The following is a 20,721-nucleotide window of genomic DNA, read 5'->3' on the forward strand; positions in this document are numbered from 1 at the left end:
TACGTAAACTTTTTAATTATGAGACCCATCACAATAAGGCGGGTTTTTAGTTTGTTTACAGGTACACAACCAAGCAGCTTTGTCTTCATCAACGCTAAATACCATTGACGGTGTAGCTTTTGCAGCTCTGTGAGATCCATTACAAAATGGTTGGTCATCACTATGCCCGCATGTACACCAAGCATAGTTTTTATTAGCCTCTAATTCGCATTGTATTGGCGAATCTCCGCCTCTTTTATTATTGTCCATGATGAATCATTAATTAATTACAATTCTAAAATACCAATAATTACATAGCATTTAGAAATTTCTAGGATAAACTAGCGTATTTAATAACGATTCTAAATTATTTTGGAATTAAATAACCGATTGAAAGGTGTGTAACATGTCTTTTAGAATAGCTTTGGTATCGCCCTCAGCAAGACTTTCAAAAGAGACATAACCTCTATAGTTGTGGTTTTTAATAATGCTTGCTATTTTTTTTATGTCGGCAGGTACTTTGGTACTGTCTTTTGTTTTTACATGCTCTTTTACAAAATAATAGTTTGCGTAAGGTGCGAGTTTTTCTATTTCAGCATAGGGATCATCAGAGGGTAAACTACCACAGTCTAGTATTAGTCCAAACCAATCAGAATTTACGCGTTTAATAATATCAATAACTTCATCACTTGTAAATAAAAACTCGTCATGATTTTGCAAACCTACAATTACACCATGCTCTTCGCCATATTTTGCGCATGCTTTGTACTCGCTAACGAGCCATTCTTTGATGTCTTCTTTAGTAAAAACATCGCTTTTATTTCTACCAGTAAACACCCTCATAATAGTAGCTCCTAGTTTTGAAGATACCTCTAACCAATCTTTAATAAGGGCCTTGTCGGAATTTCGACTATCGCTATTTGGTGTTACAAAATCATTTCTAACGCCAGTCCAGGCGATATCTAACCCCAGTTCTAAGGCTTTTCGTTTTAGGGTAAAAAGCGTTTGGTTATCTGGTTTTTCAGGATAAGATGAAAAGTAATACCCAGTTAAATCTACAGCATCTAAACCAATATCGGCAGCAAATTCCATCATGTCAAAAAATGTCATTTCCCCACTTCTAAGCATAGTGTTAAAAGAGTATGCATTAACACTATATTGTACTCTGCTTTTCTTTGGAGTTTCGTTTTTACTGGGAAATGCCATTAGATTACCAGCACTTAAAATAAGAGGTGCTACCGCTATATTTTGTAAAAAGGCTCTTCTTGATTTTTTCATAATTGGAACAATTTGAAGTTAATTATAAACTAGTAATTGTTTTTCTAATAGCCACTAATCGGGTTAATAGGCCTTCAAGATTATCTAAATGTAACATGTTTGCACCATCACTTTTAGCATTGGCTGGGTCAAAATGAGTTTCTATAAACAAACCATCTACATTGTTTACTATTCCAGCTCTTGCAATGGTTTCTATCATATCGGGTCTTCCTCCCGTAACTCCAGCAGATTGATTAGGTTGTTGTAGCGAATGGGTAACATCCAAAACTGTTGGCGCAAATTTACGCAAAGTTGGAATACCTCTAAAATCAACAATCATATCTTGATAACCGAACATGGTGCCTCTATCCGTTATCCACGCTTTATCGCTACCGGTATCTTTTACTTTTTGCACTGCGTGTTTCATGGCTTCAGGACTCATAAATTGCCCTTTTTTTAGGTTCACCACTTTGCCTGTTTCCGCAGCAGCGACAACTAAATCGGTCTGTCTAACCAAAAAAGCTGGAATTTGAAGCACATCAACATATTCAGCAGCTTTTTTAGCATCAGAAACCTCATGAATATCTGTAACAGTGGGTATATCAAAAGTATTTGATACTTTTTGAAGAATTTTTAAGGCTTTTTCATCTCCAATACCAGTAAAACTATCAATTCTACTACGATTAGCCTTTTTAAAACTGCCTTTAAATATATATGGAATTTCAAGTTTGTTAGTAATAGTAACTACCTTTTCGGCAATACGCATAGCCATATCTTCGCCTTCAATAGCGCAAGGACCGCATAAGAGAAAAAAGTTATTGGAGTTTGTGTGTTTTAATTTTGGAACTTCTTTGAGTTGCATCTGGCTTAACGTTTAAGCCACAAAGTTACGTATTAATACGTTCTTTTCTATAATTTCTTATTAACCAAAGCACTGTAGAAATATTTGTAATTGCTAAAACACCAACAAATAGAATCGCCTGTTTTGTTTGCTGTGATATTTCAGTAAAAGAAGTAATAATTTCTAAAACAACAAAGGAAAGTAATGCTATACCTATAAAAAATAAACTGTCTTTAATTTGGGAGATATTCATAGAAGTAAATGTTATTTGTTTTATGGTTAAACGAGAATTATTTGAAAATAGTTTTTTAAAAAGGTCATTATAACATTTAATTAACTAAATATTATGGCAATTTGGTTAAAGTGTTAAAATAAGCAGTACATTTGCAGGCTTTAACAAGGTATTGACTATGAACAACATAAAGAATATAGCTATAATCGCTCACGTAGACCATGGAAAAACTACTCTGGTAGATAAAATTATGTACCATTGCCAACTATTTCGTGAGAACGAAAATACGGGAGACTTAATCTTGGATAATAATGATCTTGAGCGTGAAAGAGGCATTACCATTACATCTAAGAATGTTTCAGTAATATATAAGGATACTAAAATTAACATTATAGATACACCTGGTCACGCCGATTTTGGTGGAGAGGTAGAGCGTGTTTTAAATATGGCCGATGGTGTGTTGTTGCTAGTAGATGCTTTTGAAGGCCCGATGCCACAAACCCGTTTTGTACTGCAAAAAGCTATTGATTTAGGTTTAAAGCCTTGTGTGGTTATCAATAAGGTAGATAAGGAAAACTGCACACCTGATGAGGTCCACGAAAAAGTGTTTGATTTAATGTTTGAACTGGGTGCTGAAGAATGGCAACTGGATTTTCCAACGGTTTATGGTTCTGCCAAAAACAATTGGATGAGTGAGGATTGGCAAAATGAAACTGACAATATTGAGCCATTATTGGAAATGGTAATAGACCATATTCCTTCTCCAAAAATTGAAGAAGGTACAACACAGATGTTAATTACATCTTTAGACTTTTCATCTTTTACAGGAAGAATCGCAATTGGGCGGTTAACTCGTGGTGAGTTAAAGGTGAATCAAAATATTTCTTTAGTGAAAAGAGATGGTTCTGTAGTGAAGTCTAGAATAAAAGAATTACACACTTTTGAAGGTTTAGGACGTAAGAAGGTTGAAGAGGTTCAAGCTGGAGATATTTGCGCTCTAGTTGGTTTAGAAGGTTTTGAAATTGGTGATACTGTTGCCGATTGGGAAAATCCGGAGGGCTTAAAAACTATTGCCATAGATGAACCAACAATGAGTATGTTGTTTACTATTAATGATTCGCCTTTCTTTGGAAAAGATGGCAAATATGTAACCTCTAGACATATAAAGGAGCGTTTAACTAAAGAGTTAGAAAAAAACTTAGCACTAAGAGTTGAAGAGACGGATAGCGCCGATAAATTTATGGTATTTGGGCGTGGTGTTTTACACTTATCTGTTTTAATTGAAACGATGCGTCGTGAAGGGTATGAATTGCAAATCGGTCAGCCACAAGTGATTATAAAAGAAATTGATGGTGTAAAATGTGAGCCTGTTGAGGAAATGACTATTGATTTACCAGAGCATGTTTCAGGTAAAGCCATTGAAATGGTGACCATGCGAAAAGGCGAAATGCTAAGTATGGAAGCTAAGGGAGATCGTATGGTTTGTGAGTTTTTAATACCATCACGAGGAATTATTGGATTAAGAAATCAACTATTGACTGCAACAGCTGGTGAGGCTATTATGGCGCACCGTTTTAAAGAATATCAGCCAGTAAAAGGTGGTATTCCAGAACGTCAAAATGGAAGTTTGGTGTCTATGGAAAATGGTACCGCAATTCCGTATTCTATTGATAAATTACAAGAAAGAGGTAAATTTTTTATAGATCCGGGTGAGGATATCTACGAAGGACAGGTAATTGGTGAAAATTCCCGTGGCGATGATATGACCGTTAATGTTACGAAGACAAAAAAATTAAGTAATGTACGTTCTGCTGGGGCCGATGATAAGGCTAAAATTGTTCCAGCTATCAAATTTTCTCTGGAAGAAGCTTTAGAGTACATTCAAAAAGATGAGTATGTTGAGGTAACACCAAATCATTTAAGACTTCGAAAAATATATCTTACTGAAGTAGAGCGCAAGCGTAATAAAAGTATTTAACTAAGTAAACCTAGTTTGGGGTATTATACCTAAATATAATAGGCATGCTATGGAGCTATTCGGAATAACATTAACGGAATTTGTTGGTTATCTCGCATCGTTAATGGTATTATTATCTTTTGCGATGAAATCTGTCGGAGTACTGCGTATGGTGAATATGGTTGGTTGTATTCTATTTATTATCTATGGGTTTTTACTGCCAACATTAAGGATAGGTTTGCCCATAATAATTGCAAATACGGCCATTTTTTTAGTGAATCTCTATTATTTGTTATGTAAAAAAAATTAGGTTAAATATAATTTTGTTTAGATATCTCTTTAAGCTTAAAAAGGTTGTTTTGAATATTAAATTGCAACGATAAATTAATAAACACACCAAATAAATTGCCTTTAAATGTTTTTGCCATATTTATTAGTTCAGATAAATATTGAAACTATGACGGAAAATAAAAGTTGTGCCATAATAAATAAAAATACTCCTGATGACGTTTATGAATACATAAACGAGAATGGAGAAGTGATATTTAATAAGTATAAAGCTCAATAATCTTGAGTTCTGGTTTCGCTGACGTGAACATAAATCATTTTGTATATTTGAAATCAATAAACGACCAATTCCCTCTCAAAATTTAGTAATAGTAATAGTTTAAGAATAACAACTAGACTAATTGAAAAAACTAATAGATTATATAAGTTCTAAGGTTTTAGTAAAGGCTACTTCACTAAAAACTGCAGCAGTTTTTACAAGAGTAATTGCAGGTTTGTTGACATCAAAAGCTATTGCTGTCATGATTGGTGCAGAAGGTTTAGCTCTTGTCGGGAATCTTAGAAATTTTGTGGCTTCTGCTCAAACTTTTGCTACCCTTGGGTTTTACAAAGGAGTAGTTAAGTATGTTAATGATTTTAAAGACGACCTAGTCAGGCTTAGCAAAACACTATCAACAGTTTACTATGTTGGTTTTGTGATGACAATTCTTGTTTCTTTTTTCTGCTACCTTCAAGCAGAAACTATTAATGATCTAATTTTCCCAACATATAACGACTATGAATATGTTATAAAGATATTCGCCATTGTGCTGCCCTTTTATGCACTTAATATGTTTGCATTTTCTATTATGAACGGGTTTTCTAAGTATAAAATCTTAATCATAATAAATATCATTGGGCAAGTTTTAAGTTTATGTGTGGCACTTTTATTAATATATCAAAACAAATTGGATGGTGCGTTGATTTCTGTTGCCATTTCAGAATCTCTTATATTCTTAATCACCTTAGTCGGTATCATTAATAGAAAAAGCTTGGTGCCATTAATAAGTGTTGGACATGTGAGTTTTAACTATTTGAAAAAGCTAAGTTCTTATTCCGGGATGGCCCTGTTTTCGGCTATTATATTGCCGCTAGTTATATTGGCTATTCGTTCTCATATTATAGACACCATTGGTTATAAAGATGCAGGATTTTGGGAGGCAATGCTTAGGGTATCGAAATATTACCTCATGATGGTTAGTTCTTTATTAGGCTTATATATCATTCCGCGTTTTTCTGAAATTAATGATATAAGAGAGTTTAAGAAAGAAGTGTTTTCATTATATAAAACTATAATACCCTATTTTGCGCTTGGGCTGTTGCTTATCTATTTATTACGTCCATTTATAGTCAGGTTTGTATTTACTGAGGAGTTTCAACCAGTAGAAGATTTATTTTTATGGCAGCTTTTGGGCGATTTTGTTAAAGTGTTATCTATGATAATCGCATACCAATTTTTGGCTAAAAAAATGTTCTGGCATTACATTATTACAGAAGCTTTTTTAGTCATAATTTTATACACTACTAGTATTTATTTTATAAAAATTTATGGTGTTGAGGGTGCGGTAATTGGTCATTTTGTTAGCTATTTGATGTATTATGGAGTTATCTTATTAATATTTGGAAGTTCTCTTTTTGGAGTAGTTAAAGAACAAAATAGTTGATGCCAATATATAAGTTGTATATTAACACTTACTTACTAGTTATAAATGAAAACTAAGTTTTTCAATTCTACACGTTTGTTAAAAGCTTCTTATTATAATGCAATTCTAGTTATTGTTAAAGTGGTATCTGGAGTTGTTACATCTAAAGTTGTCGCTATTTTTTTAGGGCCTTCGGGATTGGCTCTGTTAGGAAATCTTAAAAGTTTTGTTAGAACTTTATCAAGTTTTACTGCAGAAGGGTATCAAAATGGTTTAATAAAGTATGTTTCAGAACATAGTGAAGACGAATTAAGAAAGAATAAAATCTATGCGACTGTATTGCAGTTAAGCCTTGTGTTTTCTGTTGTAATAGCCTTCCTTTTATGGTGCTTTTCGGTAAAATGTAGCTTATACTTATTCAAAACAGTAGAGTATGCTTTTGTATTAAAAATTGTTGGTGTAGCCCTGCCGTTTTGGTCTTTCAATCTTATTATTATCTATATTTTAAACGGACTTGAAAACTATAAAAAATTAGTTCTTGTAAACACCGTTTTGAGTTTAGGAAACGTGATTGTTTCAATAATCTTTATTGTTCAATATAATTTGGTTGGAGCTTTGATAGGTATGCTTGTTGGACCTATTTTAGTTTTTTGCATCAATTTATTAGTTCTAAGTAAACAAAGGCAAATAGTGTTACAAATATTCAAGCCTCATCTTTTTTCTTTAAAGGTCACAAAAGACATGGGAGCTTATTTTTTTATGGCAATGTATTCAAGCGCAATCGTATCTATAACAGTTTTGTTAATTAGAAATGGCGCAATAGATAAATTAAGTGTGAATGAAGCAGGATATTGGGAGGCTATGACCAGAATTTCTAACTTTTACTTGATGTTTTTTATTAGTTTAACCTCTTTTTATTTGTTGCCTAGGCTTTCAAAAACCGATAAACTTAGCGAGTTTAAGAGAGAGTTAAAAGGTTTTTATGCCTTATGTATTCCTTTATTGTTAATAGGTTTCACCATAATATTTTTTTTAAGAGCATTTATTTTAAAGTTACTTTTAAACGAAGAGTTTTTGCCAACGTCAAATTTGTTTTTTTGGCAGTTGGTGGGAGACTTTATTAGTATTTTAGCGATAGCTTTAGTCAAGCAGTTTCATGCAAAAAAAATGGTATGGGCTTATTTAATTTGTAATGGCTTACTTAATTTGTTATTCTATTTTTTTAGTATGACATTTATCGATATGTATGGAGTGGAAGGCATTGTAAAAGCCTACGCGCTAAGCTATGTTATTTATTTATTTTTAGTAGCTATATTCGTTTACGCCTACTTTATTAACAAAGAGAAGAATGATGTTACAAAAGATTAAAGCTTTCATGGATGTAAGCTTAAAAAAAACAAGTTTTTTACTTTTTTTTCCTCTGATTTGTAAATACATATTTATTATTCTTTTTTCAGGTTTCGAATTAATTACTGGTGATGAAATTATAGAAGATTTAATATTTTATCTTTTAATATTAATTCTGGTAGTAAGTATACGCAAATCTCTAATAGCTCTACTTTTTGTAGCCGTTTATGTATTTTACTTTGTTTTAGAGACCACCTCCTATATTGCTGTTTCATCTAATTTTACGTCTTCATTCATGTATGTCTTGATAGAAACGTCAAAGGATGAATTTAGTGAGTTTGCATCATCATATTTCAATTATAAAATAGTGCTTTATGTCACAATTGCTGTAATTTCATTTTTCTTTTTAAGAAAACATATTGTTAATCATCAAAGGAAAAACAGATTAGTTTTTTCAATAGTCTTTACAGGTTTTACCGTTGCTTTTCTAAAATTTACAGGTTTAATTGAAAGCAATGCATATCATAATATTGTTAGAGGAGCTTATGGTTATTTTGAATTGCAGAATAACTTTAAACTGTCTGCAGGTAAGGTTGATGAAAATGATTTAAATATTACTAGGGCTAATGACGTTTTGGTAATTGTCTTAGGCGAGTCTACCGCGCGTGGCCATATGCAAATATATGGTTATGAAAAACCAACTACACCTTTATTAAACTCTATAAAAGAAGACTTATATGTGTATGATAATGTGATATCAACGGATATTTTAACTTTAAAGTCCATTCCTAAAATGTTAACTTCTATATCTCAAGATGAAAAAATTGGAGCAACTACAGGTTTAATAAATGTTTTTAAAGGTGCAGGTTACAAAACTTTTTGGTTATCAAATCAAGTTCCTATAGGTTATCACGATAATGCCATTAGCGAAATCGCATCCACGGCAAATTATTTTAAGTTTTTTAATCATATAGACTTTTTACATACCTCGATTTTAGACGAAGTAATGCTACCTGACTATAAGCAAATATTAAAACATGAAGGAAAACAGGTAATAATATTTCGACTTATAGGGACTCATTTTGATTATAAAAAGCGCTATCCAGAATCATTTAACAAATTTAAACCTGCAGATGATACAGAAAAGGAAAAAATAAGATCTTATTATGATAATGCAGTTTTATATAATGATTTTATTGTGTTTTCAATATTAGACGAATTGAAAAAAATAAATAAGAAAAGTGCCTTTATATATTTGTCTGATCATGGAGAGAACGTCTATGATTATGGAGATTTTTTTGGTAGAAATGAAGCTAATTTAAAACAGAACATGTTTGAAATTCCTTTTTTGGTTTGGACTTCTAAGGATTTTGAAAAACCTGCCGATTTTGAGTACCAAAAGAACAGAAAATTTATGGCTGATCATCTTTACGAAAGTGTTGGTCATTTATTTGGAGTTATGCATAAGAACATGGATAAAGGCAGGAGTATTTTTAGTGAAACGTTCAAGAAAAGAGAACGAATTGTTGTGAACGATATAAATTTTGATAATTATTTTTTGAAACAGTAATGCAATTAAAAATAGGCATACTTATTGAAAAATTAAATAAAGGAGGGGCAGAGCGTTCAGCAGGCTTACTTTCAACAATTTTATCAGATCTTGGGCATGATGTTTACATTATTACAATTTTTGATGATATCGGATATCCTTACAAAGGAGAGCTTATTAATATTGGGTCATTTAAAAACACATCAGGTACAACATTCAATAAACTAAACAGGTATTGGCATTTACGAAAACAACTAAAGCATCATAATTTTGATACTATTCTTGATTTTCGAATAAAACAATCAGTTTTACGAGAACTTGTTTTAAACTTTATTGTCTTTAACCCAGAGCAAATGATAAATATGGTGAGAAGCTACAACATTGATTGGTATTTCCCTCAACCATTTTTTGTTTCAAGATATATCTACAAAAAATATTTAAGCATTAATACGGTGTCTTTAGAAATTAAAAAGCGTATTGAAGACAACTTTAGTTTCAAAAATGTAGACCTAATTTATAGCCCAATAGATATTGAGCACATCAATATCAAATCTCAAGAAGCATTCAAATATAATGAAGACTTTATTGTTGCTGTGGGCAGATTAGAGCCTGTGAAACAATTTGATAAGTTATTAAAGGCATACGCTAATACAGTTTTGCCAAGAAAAAACATAAAGTTGGTTATTTTGGGAAGTGGTTCTGAAGAGCGGGGATTGAAGAGTTTGATTTCAAAATTAAAATTGGAAGATTATGTGCGATTATTACCTTTTACGGAAAATCCATTTAATTATATGAAGCACGCTAAATTTTCGGTTTTAGCTAGTGCAAATGAAGGTTTTCCTAGAGCTTTATTAGAGTCTTTAGCATGCGGAACACCAGTTGTATCTTTTAACTGTCAATCTGGACCTTCAGAAATTATTACAAATAAAGAAAATGGGTTACTGGTAAAAAATCAAGATTTCACCGAATTAAAGGTAGCAATGGACTTGATGACTGAAAACACGGTACTGTATAACCACTGCAAAACAAATGCTAAAGCAAGTATTGAGCGTTATAAATTGGAATCAATTAAAGACGATTGGTTAAGTTTTTTAAACGCTATTTCTTTAAAAATAGATAAACAGATTTAAAAAAATAAAAAAGATTTGTTGGCAAATAATACTTAACTCTTCTCATAAAAGTTAAGTTTTCAGGAGTTATTTTTTTCTTATAAAACTTTACGTTTTCATGGTTTAATTCCATCTTGTACAACACAACAAGTTTGTAATGCACAAAGTCTATATACTTTTTTAAAGCGTAATTCGTGTTGTTTTTAAGGAATACTTCATAATCAGGGATTATACGTATACTATTTTTATTTGGTGCGGTTAATTGGTTTTTTATACCTGTTCTGTATAATACCTTTGGTAAAGTATAGTAAATCAAATTATAGTTCTGAAAGCATTTAATAAAAAACTCATCACCTTCCCCGTATGTAATGCCTTCATTAAAAAAACCAATAGTTGCCATAACCTCTTTTCTTAAAACTAAAGAGCTTGGGCCAAATATATTTTCACACAATTCAAAATAATTGGTGATTTTCTTTTGAAACCCTGTATTGTAAGGCTTAGGCAGTAGATTTGGGGATAGTTTTGGTTTTAATAGATTTATATTTGTAGCAAAGACAGATTCATCATTGTAATTAGAGATTAATTTATATTGAGTTTCCAGATAATCAGTTTTCCACAAATCATCAGCATCCAAAAATGCAATATAGTTTGCTTTAGCATGTTTTATGCCAACATTTCTGGCTGCTGAGAGCCCCTTATTATCTTGGTTTAAAATGGTAATTCTTTTATCCTTAAAAGAACTCGCTATGTTAAGGCTCTCATCAGTAGAGCCGTCGTTAACAATCAAAACCTCAAAACTTTGATATGTTTGGTGTAACGCACTTTTTAAGGTATCTGCAATAAACGCTTCTTTGTTGTAAAGAGGAATAATTACCGAAAAAAAAGGCGGTCTAGTCATTACGCAAAGGTCTTAAATCTTTATAACAAATGTAGAAAAGTTTGTAAAGCTGTAATACGTAAATATTAGGTTTGCTACTTAATAATATGCCTTTTAGAGGGCTTGCAAAAATTGGGTATAACAATGAAAAAGCGTAATTAAGTTTAAACTTCTTCAATTTTAGAAACACAGTAAGTAATTTGTGATCGTGTTTATGCATCTTTTTGTTGTTAAAAGCCCAAAGTAGTGTAGCAATGGCATCTTCAGTTTTTTTTAAAAAGATTTTATTTGTTTCCAGGCCTAGGTGATAAACGTCATTATCTAAATGTAATACCCTCCTGTTTTGTTGTCGTAGTAATGATGCAAAATAGTTATCCAAACCATAAGCTTTTTTATCAATATTAATAGATATAGTTTTAAAAACATCTTTTTTTATTAAAAAATTAGCCGAAATAATAAGGCGATACGGTCTTAAATTACGCACGTTGGCCTTTACCTCTTCATATTTTTTTCCATATATCCATCTCAGCCTATTTTTATGGTTAGGTGTGTTTTTTGAGTATGCAAAACCTCCAAAATACGCATCATATCCAGATGGAATAGTATCAATATAATTCTGCAATAACGTATTGTGTTTTGGTAAAACATCAGCATCTAAAAATAGCAACCAGTTGTATTTTGAAGCATTGCAAAGTTTTTGTCTTGCCGCAGCTCTTCCTAAATTTATGTTTGAAGTTATTAAAGATGTATTTGAAAGCTTAGCAAGTGTAGCTTTATTTTCATTTAAAAATAGTTGGGAGTTATCGTCCAAACATATAATCTCAAAATCAATATCACAATTTATGGCTTGTTGGTGAATTTCATCAACTAAATCTTCAATGTCGCGATTATATATAGGTATTAATATAGAAAGCATTATTTGCCTAGGGTTATTATCGTTTCTGGTATTTTAAAACCAAGCTTGTGAGCTGTTTCGTCATTGTGATGAAAACTTAATTCTTTTACTGAAAAGCCCACGTTTTTTAAACGTTTTTTTAACCCTTTTATTGAATAGACTCTTACATGATCTTCTTGTCCAAAATGCTCCAACCGATCAGCCTTGGAAATTATAGAAAAATCTTCATAGATATCTCCATCTTTAAAAGGTGTTTGGATATACACCGTCCCATCGGACTTTAAGACTCTATAAAGCTCTTTCATTGCTTTTTCGTCATCAATAATATGTTCTAATATATGATAGCAAATTATTGTGTCAAAACTGTTATTTGGTTGATTGATATTTGTAATGTCGAATCTATAATCTGCAAAAAAATCATCGTCAATGTTGGTACTGTAATAGTCAATCTCGTTTTCTTCTTTAAGATTTCGGTAGAGACATCTTGATGGAGAAAAATGAAGCAGGTGGCCGTTAATGGTGTTTTGGTGTTTAAGTAAATGCCAAAGTCTTCGGTTTCTAGCTAAACTTCCACAATTTGGACACATTAAGTCTTTATTGTCTAATTCAATAAATTTTCTAAAGCTTTTACTGCAGATATTACATTCATGCTTTTTGCCAAAGTAAAGCAAAGCGTATATAGAACGAAAAAACATTTCATTTTTGTAAATAAAACTTTTAGGAATTATAGTTTTAACAAATCCTTTTATAGCTTTATACATCGTATCACCCTTTCCTTTGTACCACCTCATACACCTGATTCTCATCACACTTCAATGTTTTGCTTGGATACTTCAAAAGCAATGCATAATCGTGTGTGGCCATAAGTATGGTATTTCCATTTTTGTTGATATCCTGCAACACTTCCATAACCTCTACACTGGTTTGAGGATCTAGGTTGCCTGTGGGTTCATCGGCTAAAATCAATTCAGGGTCGTTCAATAAAGCTCTGGCAATAGCAACACGCTGTTGCTCACCACCCGAAAGTTCATGAGGAAACTTAAACCCTTTGGTTTTCATACCCACTTTAGTGAGTACTTCTTCCACTTTGGTTGTCATTTTGTCTTTGTCTTTCCAGCCTGTGGCTTTCAAAACAAAAAGTAAGTTATCATTTACGGTTCTGTCTATCAATAATTTAAAATCTTGAAAAATTACACCGAGCTTCCGTCTCAAAAAAGGGATGTCTTTTTCTTTTAGCGTTTTTAAATCATAATCTACAATAAAACCTTCACCTTCAATAAGCGGCAAATCCCCATAAAGCGTTTTCATAAAACTACTTTTTCCAGTCCCGGTTTTTCCAATAAGATAGACAAATTCACCCTTATTTATTTCAACATTAACGTTTGAAAGCACCAAGTTTTCCCCTTGATAAATAGAGGCATCTTTAAGTTGTAAAATGGTTTCGGACATGCAAGAAAGTGTTTCTAACTACAAGTTTAAAGCTTAAAGTTTAATGGCGCAAACCATAAACAGTTTTTCTTTTTGTTTATTGCTTTTAGCATGAAATATATCGTCATATTTTGGTCGTTTTTTTTTCATTTAATAAATCGGTTTATAATTCTAGCACGATTGTTGCGTTATAGGGTAGATATTAAATTATCTTTGAATTTCATCAAACAAAAACCAGATACTAAATGCATCTTAAACGTTCTATTTTAATCTTGGCAATATGTGTCGGATTACAAGTATTTGCACAACAATCGGCAGTATATACCAATAGTTTAGCCGATTATCAAAAAGCGTTGAGCCTGTATAATAATCAGCAATATCAGGCTGCAAAATCACTATTTTCTCAAATTAGGAAATCTACCGAAAAGGAAGGTTTAAAAGGCGAATGTTCATACTATATCGCAAATTGTGCGGTACGATTAAATCAGCAAAATGCAGATCAGCTCATAAGTGATTTTGTAGAAGAATATCCTACAAGTACAAAGCGTAATACCGCGTTTGTTGATGTGGCGGATTATTATTTTACTAACGGAAAATATGCCTATGCACGAAAGTGGTATAATAAAGTAGATGAAAGTGCTTTATCTCGAAAAGAGCGTCAAAAATTTTATTTTAATAATGGCTATACCGCTTTTGTAACCAAACAATATAAAGATGCCAAAACGTATCTAGGAAAGGTTGAAAACTCCCCAGAATATGGCTCTCAAGCCAAATATTACATTGGCTTTATGGCTTATGAAGGTGATGATTACGACAGGGCGAATGAGTATTTTGAACAAGTTGAAGATCAAGAGCGTTACAAGGAAAAACTCTCTTATTATCAAGCAGATTTAAACTTTAAACTAGGGAAATTTGAAAAAGCCATTGAGTTGGCAAAGGCAAGATTGGATTCCAGTGATGAGGATGAAGTTTCGGAGCTTTCAAAAATTATTGGTGAGAGCTATTTTAATTTAGAGCAATATGCTGAGGCTATTCCGTTTTTGCAAGCTTACAAAGGCAAGCAGGGAAAACGACAGAGAACCGCAAAATGGAACAACACCGATTTTTATCAATTGGGTTATGCGCATTATAAACAAGGCGATTATGAAAGTGCCATTTCAGAGTTCAACAAAATTGTTGGAGGTACAAACAGTATTGCCCAAAACGCCTACTATCATCTAGGTGAAAGTTATATAAACTTAGATAAGAAGCAGGAAGCATTGAATGCCTTTAGAAATGCATCGCAAATGGATTTCGATTTAAAAATTCAGGAAGATGCTTGGTTAAATTATGCGAAGATTAGTTATGAGATAGGGAATCCATACCAATCCGTGCCACAAGTATTGGCTGGTTATTTAGACAAGTATCCTAAAACGCAATATAAAGAAGAGATTGAAACACTTTTAATTGATTCTTATATTACTTCAAAGAATTACGAAGAAGCACTGAATCTTTTAGAAAAGAAGAAGAGTTTTGAAAACAAAGTAGCATATCAAAAAGTAGCGTTTTACAGAGGTTTGGAACTGTATAACGAAAATCAATATCTAGAAGCCGAAAATCTTTTTGACAAATCATTAGGTGAATCATTAGATGGAACTTTTACAGCAAGGGCAACATTTTGGAAAGCTGAAGCTGATTATAACTTAACAAATTATGAAGATGCCTTGGTTGGTTTTAAGCAATTCATACAACAAGCAATAGGAATGGATGTCCCAGAACAGAGCAACATCGATTATAATTTGGCGTACACCTATTTTAAACTGAAAAATTACAATCAAGCCTCAAATTATTTTAATCAATTTATTTCAAAGAATAGCAATGATAAAGTACGGTTAAATGATGCTTACCTAAGATTGGGGGATGGGTATTTTGTGTCTAGCAACTATGCTCAGGCCATAAATGCATATGCAAAAGCCATCAAAATGAACGCCGTAGAATCGGATTATGCATTCTTTCAAAAAGCGATAAGTACAGGCTATGCTGGGAATCCTTCAAAAAAAATAAAAGAACTGGAAACTTTTATTAGCGAATATCCAAAATCAAAATTACGTGATGATGCATTGTATGAATTAGGAAATTCATACGTGAAAGCTAATCAAACGGATAAAGCCATGGCGCGTTATGATAAACTTAATTCGGAATATAAAATGAGTTCGTTTGTTCCAAAATCGTTGTTGCGTCAAGGATTGATTCATTACAACGCTAGCAAGAATGAAGCAGCTTTAAGCAAATTCAAAAATGTAGCTGTTAACTATCCTGGAACTCCTGAAGCTGTTCAAGCAGTTGCTACAGCACGATTGATTTATATAGATTTAGGACGTGTTGATGACTATGCGGCTTGGGTAAAGCAACTAGATTATGTTGAGGTAACCGATGTGGATTTGGACAACACATCATACGCAGCAGCAGAAAAACAATATTTAGAAGGCAATACCGATGCGGCAATCAAACAGTTTAATAGTTATTTAAGTAGTTTTCCAAATGGGATTCATAGCTTACAATCGCATTTTTATTTAGGTCAGTTATACTACAAAAAAGATTTAATTGTGAATGCGGCACCGCATTATAAGTTTGTGGTAGAAGCATCGCAAAGTGAATTTACCGAAGAGGCTTTATTAAGATTGTCTCAATACTATCTGGAAGATAAAAGTTGGAATGAAGCAATACCGTTGTTAAAACGATTGGAAAATGAAGCAAACTTCCCCCAGAATGTAGTGTTTGCCCAATCTAATTTAATGAAGGCCAACTACCAATTAGAGGATTTTGATAGTGCTGTGGCTTACGCCGAAAAAGTATTGAAAAGTTCAAAAATTGATAATAAAATAAAAAGTGATGCCCATATCATCATTGCACGTTCAGCTATAAAAACTGGCGATGAGGCAAAAGCTAAGTCGGCATATAAACAAGTGCAACGAGTAGCTACGGGAGAAACCGCTGCAGAAGCATTGTATTATGATGCATACTTTAAAAATAAAGAGGGCAATTATAAAGCGTCCAACACATCAGCTCAAAAATTAGCAAAAGATTATTCAGGATATAAGTACTACGGCGCCAAAGGGTTGGTAGTTATGGCGAAAAACTTTTATGCCTTGGATGATGCCTATCAAGCCACATACATTTTAGAAAGCGTTATCGAAAACTTCAGTCAGTTTGATGATGTTGTCGATGAAGCGCAAACAGAATTAAAAAGAATTAAAAGAGAAGAGGCAAAAACAAATTCATCAATTGCTCCACAGGATTAAAAAAAGTAAACAGTCTTAAAATTCAGAAATCAAAAATCGTTAATCGTCAATCTTAAATCGAAAAACACATGCGAAAGCAAATCAAATATATTTTAGCAGTTGTACTCACTTTAAGTATTACAATATCATTCGCTCAAAAGAAAAAGAACGACACCATTAATACTGGTGTAATCGATGTTGTAAAACCATATACGCCATCCATATCAGATGCATTTAAAGTGAAGGAAGTACCGTCAACAGACGAGGACGAAGCCATTAAGAAAAAAGAAATCAAATACAATATTTTTTCTTTTCCGGTAGCATCAACATTTACGCCAGCAAAAGGAAAAGCGGCCACTGTTGAAAAAGCGAAACCGGTAAAGTTATTTGATAATTACGCAACTGTTGGTGTGGGTTCCTATACCACATTTTTAGGTGAAGTATACTTAAACCATGCTATTAGCAGAACAGAAAGTGTTGGCGGGTATTTTAGTCATCATTCATCAGGTGGTGGTATTGAAGGTGTGCAGTTTGATGATAATTTTTCCACAACCAAACTTAATGCAAATTATGGCTCGCAATTACGCGATTTGTCTTGGAATGTAGAGGCTGGATTTCAACACCAACGCTTTAATTGGTATGGTGTAGACGAAACTCAGGTTATGGCTGCACAAAACGATGAGATAAGACCAGAGCACACGTTTTCAAATGCACATTTTGGTGGTGATATCAATTTTGAAGACACGTACATCAACTCTGGTAGTTTCTTTTTTAGACGTTTTAGTGATGATCAGGGCTCTGGTGAAAACCGTTTTGTTGCGAAGGCAAAAATTGATATTCCAGTGAATAGGGAAGAGATATCCACTGATATTATTTTGGATTATTTAGGCGGAACATTTGATAGAGGTTATGACGTAAATGATGAATTGAAATATGGTAATTTTATAGTTGGTGTTGCACCTTCTTATCAAATGAAACAGGATGATTTAACGGTAAATCTCGGCGTATCTATTAACTATTTAAATGATAGAGCGTCTGGAGATAATATACTATATATCTATCCTAATGTAACAGCGACTTACAGGTTGGTAAGTGATGTATTAATTGCTTTTGGAGGTATTCAAGGTGGTTTAACGCAAAACTCATATCATGGTTTTGCTTCCGAAAATCCGTTTGTATCGCCCACTTTGATGGTGGCGCCAACCGACCAGCAATACAACGCCTATGTCGGTTTAAAAGGGAAATTATCCAGTAACATGAGTTACAGTTTTAACGGTATGTATAAAGCCGATAGAGATCGTGCGCTGTTTAGAAATAATGATATCACCCTAATGCCAGATCAAGCGTATTCCTACGGGAATTCATTCGGTGTTGTGTATGATGATGTAGATACTTTTGGCGTTGCAGGAGAATTAAATGTGGATGTTAATAGAAACTTCACTTTAGGAATTAAGGCAGAATATTTTAGCTATAACACTGATGACGAAGCGGAAGCTTGGAATTTACCAGATATTGTAGGCTCTCTATTTTTAGATTATCAAATCAACGAACACTGGTTTGCAGGCGCAAATTTAATCTACACAGGTGAGCGTAAAGACCAATTCTTTTTAAATGATGGCGTAACAGCAACTACCCCGTTTACGGTAACTTTAGAAAGCTTTTTTGATGCCAATGCCCATTTAGGCTATCACATCAACGATCAAATTTCGGTATTTGCAAAGGCCAATAATATTGCAAATAACGCATACCAACGTTGGCAAAATTTCCCAGTACAAGGTATTCAGTTTTTAGCGGGTGCTACTTTTAAGTTTGATTTCTGACACGTAGTGTCATCCTGAATTTGTTTCAGGATCTCATTTCAATTCCATCTAATATGAAAAGGGTTCTATGTTTTCTGGTATTGTTAACTTCTTTAAATTCTTCTTCACAAGAATCTCTCTGTTTTGATTCAAACAAAGAAGTAGAGAATAGTATCATTGGATATTGGAAACTAAAAGAAGTGCCATCCAATATTATATATCAATTTAAATTGAATGCTGATTTAATTGAAATAAACACTTTAGACGACCTTGATTATATTGAAAATGCTCAAAATAATTTAGTTTTTCCAAAAGATGTAAAAATAGAAATCAACAAATCAGGCAAGTGCTTTGAAATTGGAATACTAATTGAAAGAAAGTATGGAAGTTTATATAATTCTTTTGAGTTTATTTCTAAAGATAAGTTTAGGTATTTCAATGAGATTTTTGCGAGAACAAGTTTATCTAGTAAATGATTAAGTATGAAAATTTGGCTATCACTTATTCTTGTTTACTATATAAACATGTCATTTTGCCAAAGTGCTGTTGATATAAAAGAAGATTCAAAGAGCATTCATTTTGTATTGGAAAGACCCGATTCTGAAACCATATTTTTATATGAAAGCTATCCAAGGAGGCCTGAGTATGGACAGGAACTGGAGGAACTTGGAAATCCAAAATATGTTTTAGTCAGAAAATAAATCTACCTCAACCGCGCCAAATAATCAAAATGCTCTCCTTCCAAAACCAATTCACATTGCAACCCAACAGATTTGCAAGCCAATTTTAAAGTTTCAAAATCCAAATACAACCATTTCATAGGCATTTCTTTTTCACCTTTATAGCTAATAAAATAATCTAGCTCACCATAGTAATTGGCATTGGTATCCATCCAAAACCCACCATCGTCATCTTCATACATATATTTTATGTCTGATGAATCAATTAAGATTTGTCCGTTAGGATTCAATAAGGATTTCAGGTGCTTTAAGTATTTTGAAACCTGTTTCAACTCCTGAAAAATACCTGTACCATTCATCAACAATAAAATGGTATCAAAAGTTTCAGTTTCATCAAGAATATCTAAAACTTCAGCATACTTCATGCCTCTTTGGTTAACAACTTCAATAGCCCCTTTAGAGATATCAATAGCTTTAATATTCAGTCCCTTGTTTTTCAAATACATACTATGACAGCCAGAACCACAGCCCACATCTAAAACTTTTCCCTTGACCAATTGTAAAGCCTTTTGTTCCAATTTTGGCATTTCAGAATATTGGCGAAACAAATAGGGAAGCGGCAATACATCTTTATCAGATATATTAGTCCAAGTAATGATATGCTCTTCGTTCATTAAGCTTGTCGAAATGCCGTTGTGATAATCTAATAATGCCTTTCCTAAAATATCTCGCATAATCAGTTTTGTCATTCCCGCCTTTCGACTATCGCTCAAGATAAACTATGGCGGGAATCTATTTGTGTTATGCTGAACTTATTTCAGCATCTAATATAAAATGTAATTATTGTCTTTTAGACCCTGAAACGAGTTCAGGGTGACAACTATAAATTCTAACTTTCTAAAAGGTCTAATCAATCTAAATGTCTAATTTTATACCATGCAAGACATCATCAATAATCTTCCAAAGCAGGCCAAAGATAAGCATAACGAGAACAAAAAATTCTTCGCGAAGCTTAAAAAGAAGCCGCCAAAAAACCTGGACTATGTAATGCAAGAATTACATGAAGCCGAGTTTAAACGAACGGACTGTTTGGAATGTGCCAACTGCTGCAAAACTACAGGGCCTTTATTTACCAATAAAGACATTGCGCGTATTTCAAAATCCTTCAAATTGAAACCACAACAGTTTATAGAACAATATCTACGAATTGATGAGGAGAACGATTATGTTTTACAAAGCGTACCATGTGTGTTTTTAGGAGCAGACAATTACTGTTCCATTTATGATATGCGTCCCAAAGCCTGCAGAGAGTTTCCGCATACCGATAGAAAAAAGTTTCAGCAAATTTCAAACCTAACATTAAAAAATGTGGCCATTTGCCCTGCGGCATTTAATATTGTGGAGGCTATGAAAGAAAGAATAAAAGTTTAGTTTTTAGTCGCAATAGCAGTCATTGGCAGCCAGTAAGCTGAAGCCTTTTTTTGCGACTTTGCGTTCCTGCCTGCCGGCGCGCAGGAACGCGAGAGAAAATTTTTAGCTAT

At 33.0% G+C, this 20,721-nt stretch carries 19 protein-coding genes; 10 read left to right on the forward strand and 9 right to left on the reverse strand.

What is annotated here, in order from left to right; genetic code table 11:
• Nucleotides 1-12 precede the first annotated feature (12 nt).
• From AC1B0Z_RS15005 to AC1B0Z_RS15020, 4 genes are all read right to left on the reverse strand, one after another.
• Complete coding sequence (locus tag AC1B0Z_RS15005) at nucleotides 13-249, reverse strand: CDGSH iron-sulfur domain-containing protein (RefSeq protein WP_483792952.1); 237 nt, start codon at nucleotides 247-249, stop codon at nucleotides 13-15.
• Between the two features lie 108 nt (nucleotides 250-357).
• Nucleotides 358-1,257: a sugar phosphate isomerase/epimerase family protein gene (locus AC1B0Z_RS15010; RefSeq protein WP_483792954.1), complete on the reverse strand. Its 900-nt coding sequence runs from the start codon at nucleotides 1,255-1,257 to the stop codon at nucleotides 358-360.
• A gap of 22 nt (nucleotides 1,258-1,279) precedes the next feature.
• Nucleotides 1,280-2,098, reverse strand: a complete 819-nt coding sequence (gene kdsA, locus AC1B0Z_RS15015) for a 3-deoxy-8-phosphooctulonate synthase (protein ID WP_483792956.1) — start codon at nucleotides 2,096-2,098, stop codon at nucleotides 1,280-1,282.
• Between the two features lie 25 nt (nucleotides 2,099-2,123).
• Nucleotides 2,124-2,330 carry a hypothetical protein gene (locus tag AC1B0Z_RS15020; RefSeq protein ID WP_483792957.1) on the reverse strand — a complete coding sequence of 69 codons (207 nt, stop codon included), beginning with the start codon at nucleotides 2,328-2,330 and terminating at the stop codon, nucleotides 2,124-2,126.
• A gap of 157 nt (nucleotides 2,331-2,487) precedes the next feature.
• On the opposite strand from AC1B0Z_RS15020, the gene typA reads away from it, so the two are divergent.
• The 5 genes from typA (at nucleotide 2,488) to AC1B0Z_RS15045 (ending at nucleotide 10,262) form a co-directional block, all read left to right on the forward strand.
• Nucleotides 2,488-4,287, forward strand: coding sequence for a translational GTPase TypA (typA, locus tag AC1B0Z_RS15025; protein WP_483792958.1), 1,800 nt, complete (start codon nucleotides 2,488-2,490; stop codon nucleotides 4,285-4,287).
• Between the two features lie 668 nt (nucleotides 4,288-4,955).
• Nucleotides 4,956-6,257 carry an O-antigen translocase gene (locus tag AC1B0Z_RS15030; protein WP_483792960.1) on the forward strand — a complete coding sequence of 434 codons (1,302 nt, stop codon included), beginning with the start codon at nucleotides 4,956-4,958 and terminating at the stop codon, nucleotides 6,255-6,257.
• A 45-nt stretch (nucleotides 6,258-6,302) separates the two neighbouring features.
• The gene (locus AC1B0Z_RS15035; protein ID WP_483792961.1) at nucleotides 6,303-7,604 is read left to right on the forward strand and encodes an O-antigen translocase; all 1,302 of its coding nucleotides are present in this window, start codon (nucleotides 6,303-6,305) and stop codon (nucleotides 7,602-7,604) included.
• Nucleotides 7,585-9,153, forward strand: a complete 1,569-nt coding sequence (locus tag AC1B0Z_RS15040) for a phosphoethanolamine transferase (protein WP_483792962.1) — start codon at nucleotides 7,585-7,587, stop codon at nucleotides 9,151-9,153. Before AC1B0Z_RS15035 ends, AC1B0Z_RS15040 begins: the two co-directional genes overlap by 20 nt.
• On the forward strand, nucleotides 9,153-10,262 hold the full coding sequence (locus AC1B0Z_RS15045) for a glycosyltransferase (RefSeq protein WP_483792963.1): 1,110 nt from the start codon (nucleotides 9,153-9,155) through the stop codon (nucleotides 10,260-10,262). Before AC1B0Z_RS15040 ends, AC1B0Z_RS15045 begins: the two co-directional genes overlap by 1 nt.
• On the opposite strand, the gene AC1B0Z_RS15050 is transcribed toward AC1B0Z_RS15045, so the two are convergent.
• Genes AC1B0Z_RS15050 through AC1B0Z_RS15065 form a run of 4 tightly spaced genes read right to left on the reverse strand, consistent with a single transcriptional unit; the run spans nucleotide 10,231 to nucleotide 13,462 of the window.
• A complete protein-coding gene (locus tag AC1B0Z_RS15050) occupies nucleotides 10,231-11,139 on the reverse strand; it encodes a glycosyltransferase family 2 protein (RefSeq protein WP_483792965.1) in 909 nt (302 codons plus the stop codon). The genes AC1B0Z_RS15045 and AC1B0Z_RS15050 overlap by 32 nt on opposite strands.
• Entirely contained in the window at nucleotides 11,132-12,034 is a 903-nt protein-coding gene (locus tag AC1B0Z_RS15055) for a glycosyltransferase family 2 protein (RefSeq protein WP_483792966.1), read from the reverse strand. The genes AC1B0Z_RS15050 and AC1B0Z_RS15055 overlap by 8 nt, the downstream gene beginning before the upstream one ends.
• Nucleotides 12,034-12,804 carry a class I SAM-dependent methyltransferase gene (locus AC1B0Z_RS15060; RefSeq protein WP_483792967.1) on the reverse strand — a complete coding sequence of 257 codons (771 nt, stop codon included), beginning with the start codon at nucleotides 12,802-12,804 and terminating at the stop codon, nucleotides 12,034-12,036. Before AC1B0Z_RS15060 ends, AC1B0Z_RS15055 begins: the two co-directional genes overlap by 1 nt.
• Nucleotides 12,779-13,462 (reverse strand): cell division ATP-binding protein FtsE, encoded by a 684-nt coding sequence (locus AC1B0Z_RS15065; RefSeq protein WP_483792968.1) that lies wholly within the window; start codon nucleotides 13,460-13,462, stop codon nucleotides 12,779-12,781. The genes AC1B0Z_RS15060 and AC1B0Z_RS15065 overlap by 26 nt, the downstream gene beginning before the upstream one ends.
• A gap of 224 nt (nucleotides 13,463-13,686) precedes the next feature.
• Here AC1B0Z_RS15065 and AC1B0Z_RS15070 point away from each other — a divergent pair, with 224 nt between their 5' ends.
• From AC1B0Z_RS15070 to AC1B0Z_RS15085, 4 genes are all read left to right on the forward strand, one after another.
• Nucleotides 13,687-16,722, forward strand: a complete 3,036-nt coding sequence (locus tag AC1B0Z_RS15070) for a tetratricopeptide repeat protein (RefSeq protein ID WP_483792969.1) — start codon at nucleotides 13,687-13,689, stop codon at nucleotides 16,720-16,722.
• Between the two features lie 68 nt (nucleotides 16,723-16,790).
• Entirely contained in the window at nucleotides 16,791-18,521 is a 1,731-nt protein-coding gene (locus tag AC1B0Z_RS15075) for a TonB-dependent receptor (protein ID WP_483792971.1), read from the forward strand.
• Nucleotides 18,522-18,574: 53 nt separating this feature from the next.
• Nucleotides 18,575-18,976 (forward strand): hypothetical protein, encoded by a 402-nt coding sequence (locus AC1B0Z_RS15080; protein WP_483792973.1) that lies wholly within the window; start codon nucleotides 18,575-18,577, stop codon nucleotides 18,974-18,976.
• 6 nt (nucleotides 18,977-18,982) lie between these two features.
• Nucleotides 18,983-19,201 (forward strand): hypothetical protein, encoded by a 219-nt coding sequence (locus tag AC1B0Z_RS15085; protein ID WP_483792975.1) that lies wholly within the window; start codon nucleotides 18,983-18,985, stop codon nucleotides 19,199-19,201.
• A gap of 2 nt (nucleotides 19,202-19,203) precedes the next feature.
• On the opposite strand, the gene AC1B0Z_RS15090 is transcribed toward AC1B0Z_RS15085, so the two are convergent.
• Entirely contained in the window at nucleotides 19,204-19,914 is a 711-nt protein-coding gene (locus tag AC1B0Z_RS15090; RefSeq protein ID WP_483795321.1) for a class I SAM-dependent methyltransferase, read from the reverse strand.
• Nucleotides 19,915-20,116: 202 nt separating this feature from the next.
• Between AC1B0Z_RS15090 and AC1B0Z_RS15095 the strand changes: the two genes are divergently transcribed.
• Complete coding sequence (locus AC1B0Z_RS15095) at nucleotides 20,117-20,611, forward strand: YkgJ family cysteine cluster protein (RefSeq protein WP_483792977.1); 495 nt, start codon at nucleotides 20,117-20,119, stop codon at nucleotides 20,609-20,611.
• The last annotated feature ends 110 nt before the right edge of the window (nucleotides 20,612-20,721 follow it).

The sequence above is a fragment of the Hyunsoonleella sp. J2K-J805 genome, assembly GCF_057167125.1.

Excerpts from the sequence above, each read along its gene's own strand:
- AC1B0Z_RS15005 (WP_483792952.1), bottom strand. The coding sequence starts at position 249 with ATGGACAATAATAAAAGAGGCGGAGATTCGCCAATACAATGCGAATTA.
- AC1B0Z_RS15010 (WP_483792954.1), bottom strand. The coding sequence starts at position 1,257 with ATGAAAAAATCAAGAAGAGCCTTTTTACAAAATATAGCGGTAGCACCT.
- kdsA (WP_483792956.1), bottom strand. The coding sequence starts at position 2,098 with ATGCAACTCAAAGAAGTTCCAAAATTAAAACACACAAACTCCAATAAC.
- AC1B0Z_RS15020 (WP_483792957.1), bottom strand. The coding sequence starts at position 2,330 with ATGAATATCTCCCAAATTAAAGACAGTTTATTTTTTATAGGTATAGCA.
- typA (WP_483792958.1), top strand. The coding sequence starts at position 2,488 with ATGAACAACATAAAGAATATAGCTATAATCGCTCACGTAGACCATGGA.
- AC1B0Z_RS15035 (WP_483792961.1), top strand. The coding sequence starts at position 6,303 with ATGAAAACTAAGTTTTTCAATTCTACACGTTTGTTAAAAGCTTCTTAT.
- AC1B0Z_RS15040 (WP_483792962.1), top strand. The coding sequence starts at position 7,585 with ATGATGTTACAAAAGATTAAAGCTTTCATGGATGTAAGCTTAAAAAAA.
- AC1B0Z_RS15045 (WP_483792963.1), top strand. The coding sequence starts at position 9,153 with ATGCAATTAAAAATAGGCATACTTATTGAAAAATTAAATAAAGGAGGG.
- AC1B0Z_RS15050 (WP_483792965.1), bottom strand. The coding sequence starts at position 11,139 with ATGACTAGACCGCCTTTTTTTTCGGTAATTATTCCTCTTTACAACAAA.
- AC1B0Z_RS15055 (WP_483792966.1), bottom strand. The coding sequence starts at position 12,034 with ATGCTTTCTATATTAATACCTATATATAATCGCGACATTGAAGATTTA.
- AC1B0Z_RS15060 (WP_483792967.1), bottom strand. The coding sequence starts at position 12,804 with ATGAGGTGGTACAAAGGAAAGGGTGATACGATGTATAAAGCTATAAAA.
- AC1B0Z_RS15065 (WP_483792968.1), bottom strand. The coding sequence starts at position 13,462 with ATGTCCGAAACCATTTTACAACTTAAAGATGCCTCTATTTATCAAGGG.
- AC1B0Z_RS15070 (WP_483792969.1), top strand. The coding sequence starts at position 13,687 with ATGCATCTTAAACGTTCTATTTTAATCTTGGCAATATGTGTCGGATTA.
- AC1B0Z_RS15075 (WP_483792971.1), top strand. The coding sequence starts at position 16,791 with ATGCGAAAGCAAATCAAATATATTTTAGCAGTTGTACTCACTTTAAGT.
- AC1B0Z_RS15080 (WP_483792973.1), top strand. The coding sequence starts at position 18,575 with ATGAAAAGGGTTCTATGTTTTCTGGTATTGTTAACTTCTTTAAATTCT.
- AC1B0Z_RS15085 (WP_483792975.1), top strand. The coding sequence starts at position 18,983 with ATGAAAATTTGGCTATCACTTATTCTTGTTTACTATATAAACATGTCA.
- AC1B0Z_RS15090 (WP_483795321.1), bottom strand. The coding sequence starts at position 19,914 with ATGCGAGATATTTTAGGAAAGGCATTATTAGATTATCACAACGGCATT.
- AC1B0Z_RS15095 (WP_483792977.1), top strand. The coding sequence starts at position 20,117 with ATGCAAGACATCATCAATAATCTTCCAAAGCAGGCCAAAGATAAGCAT.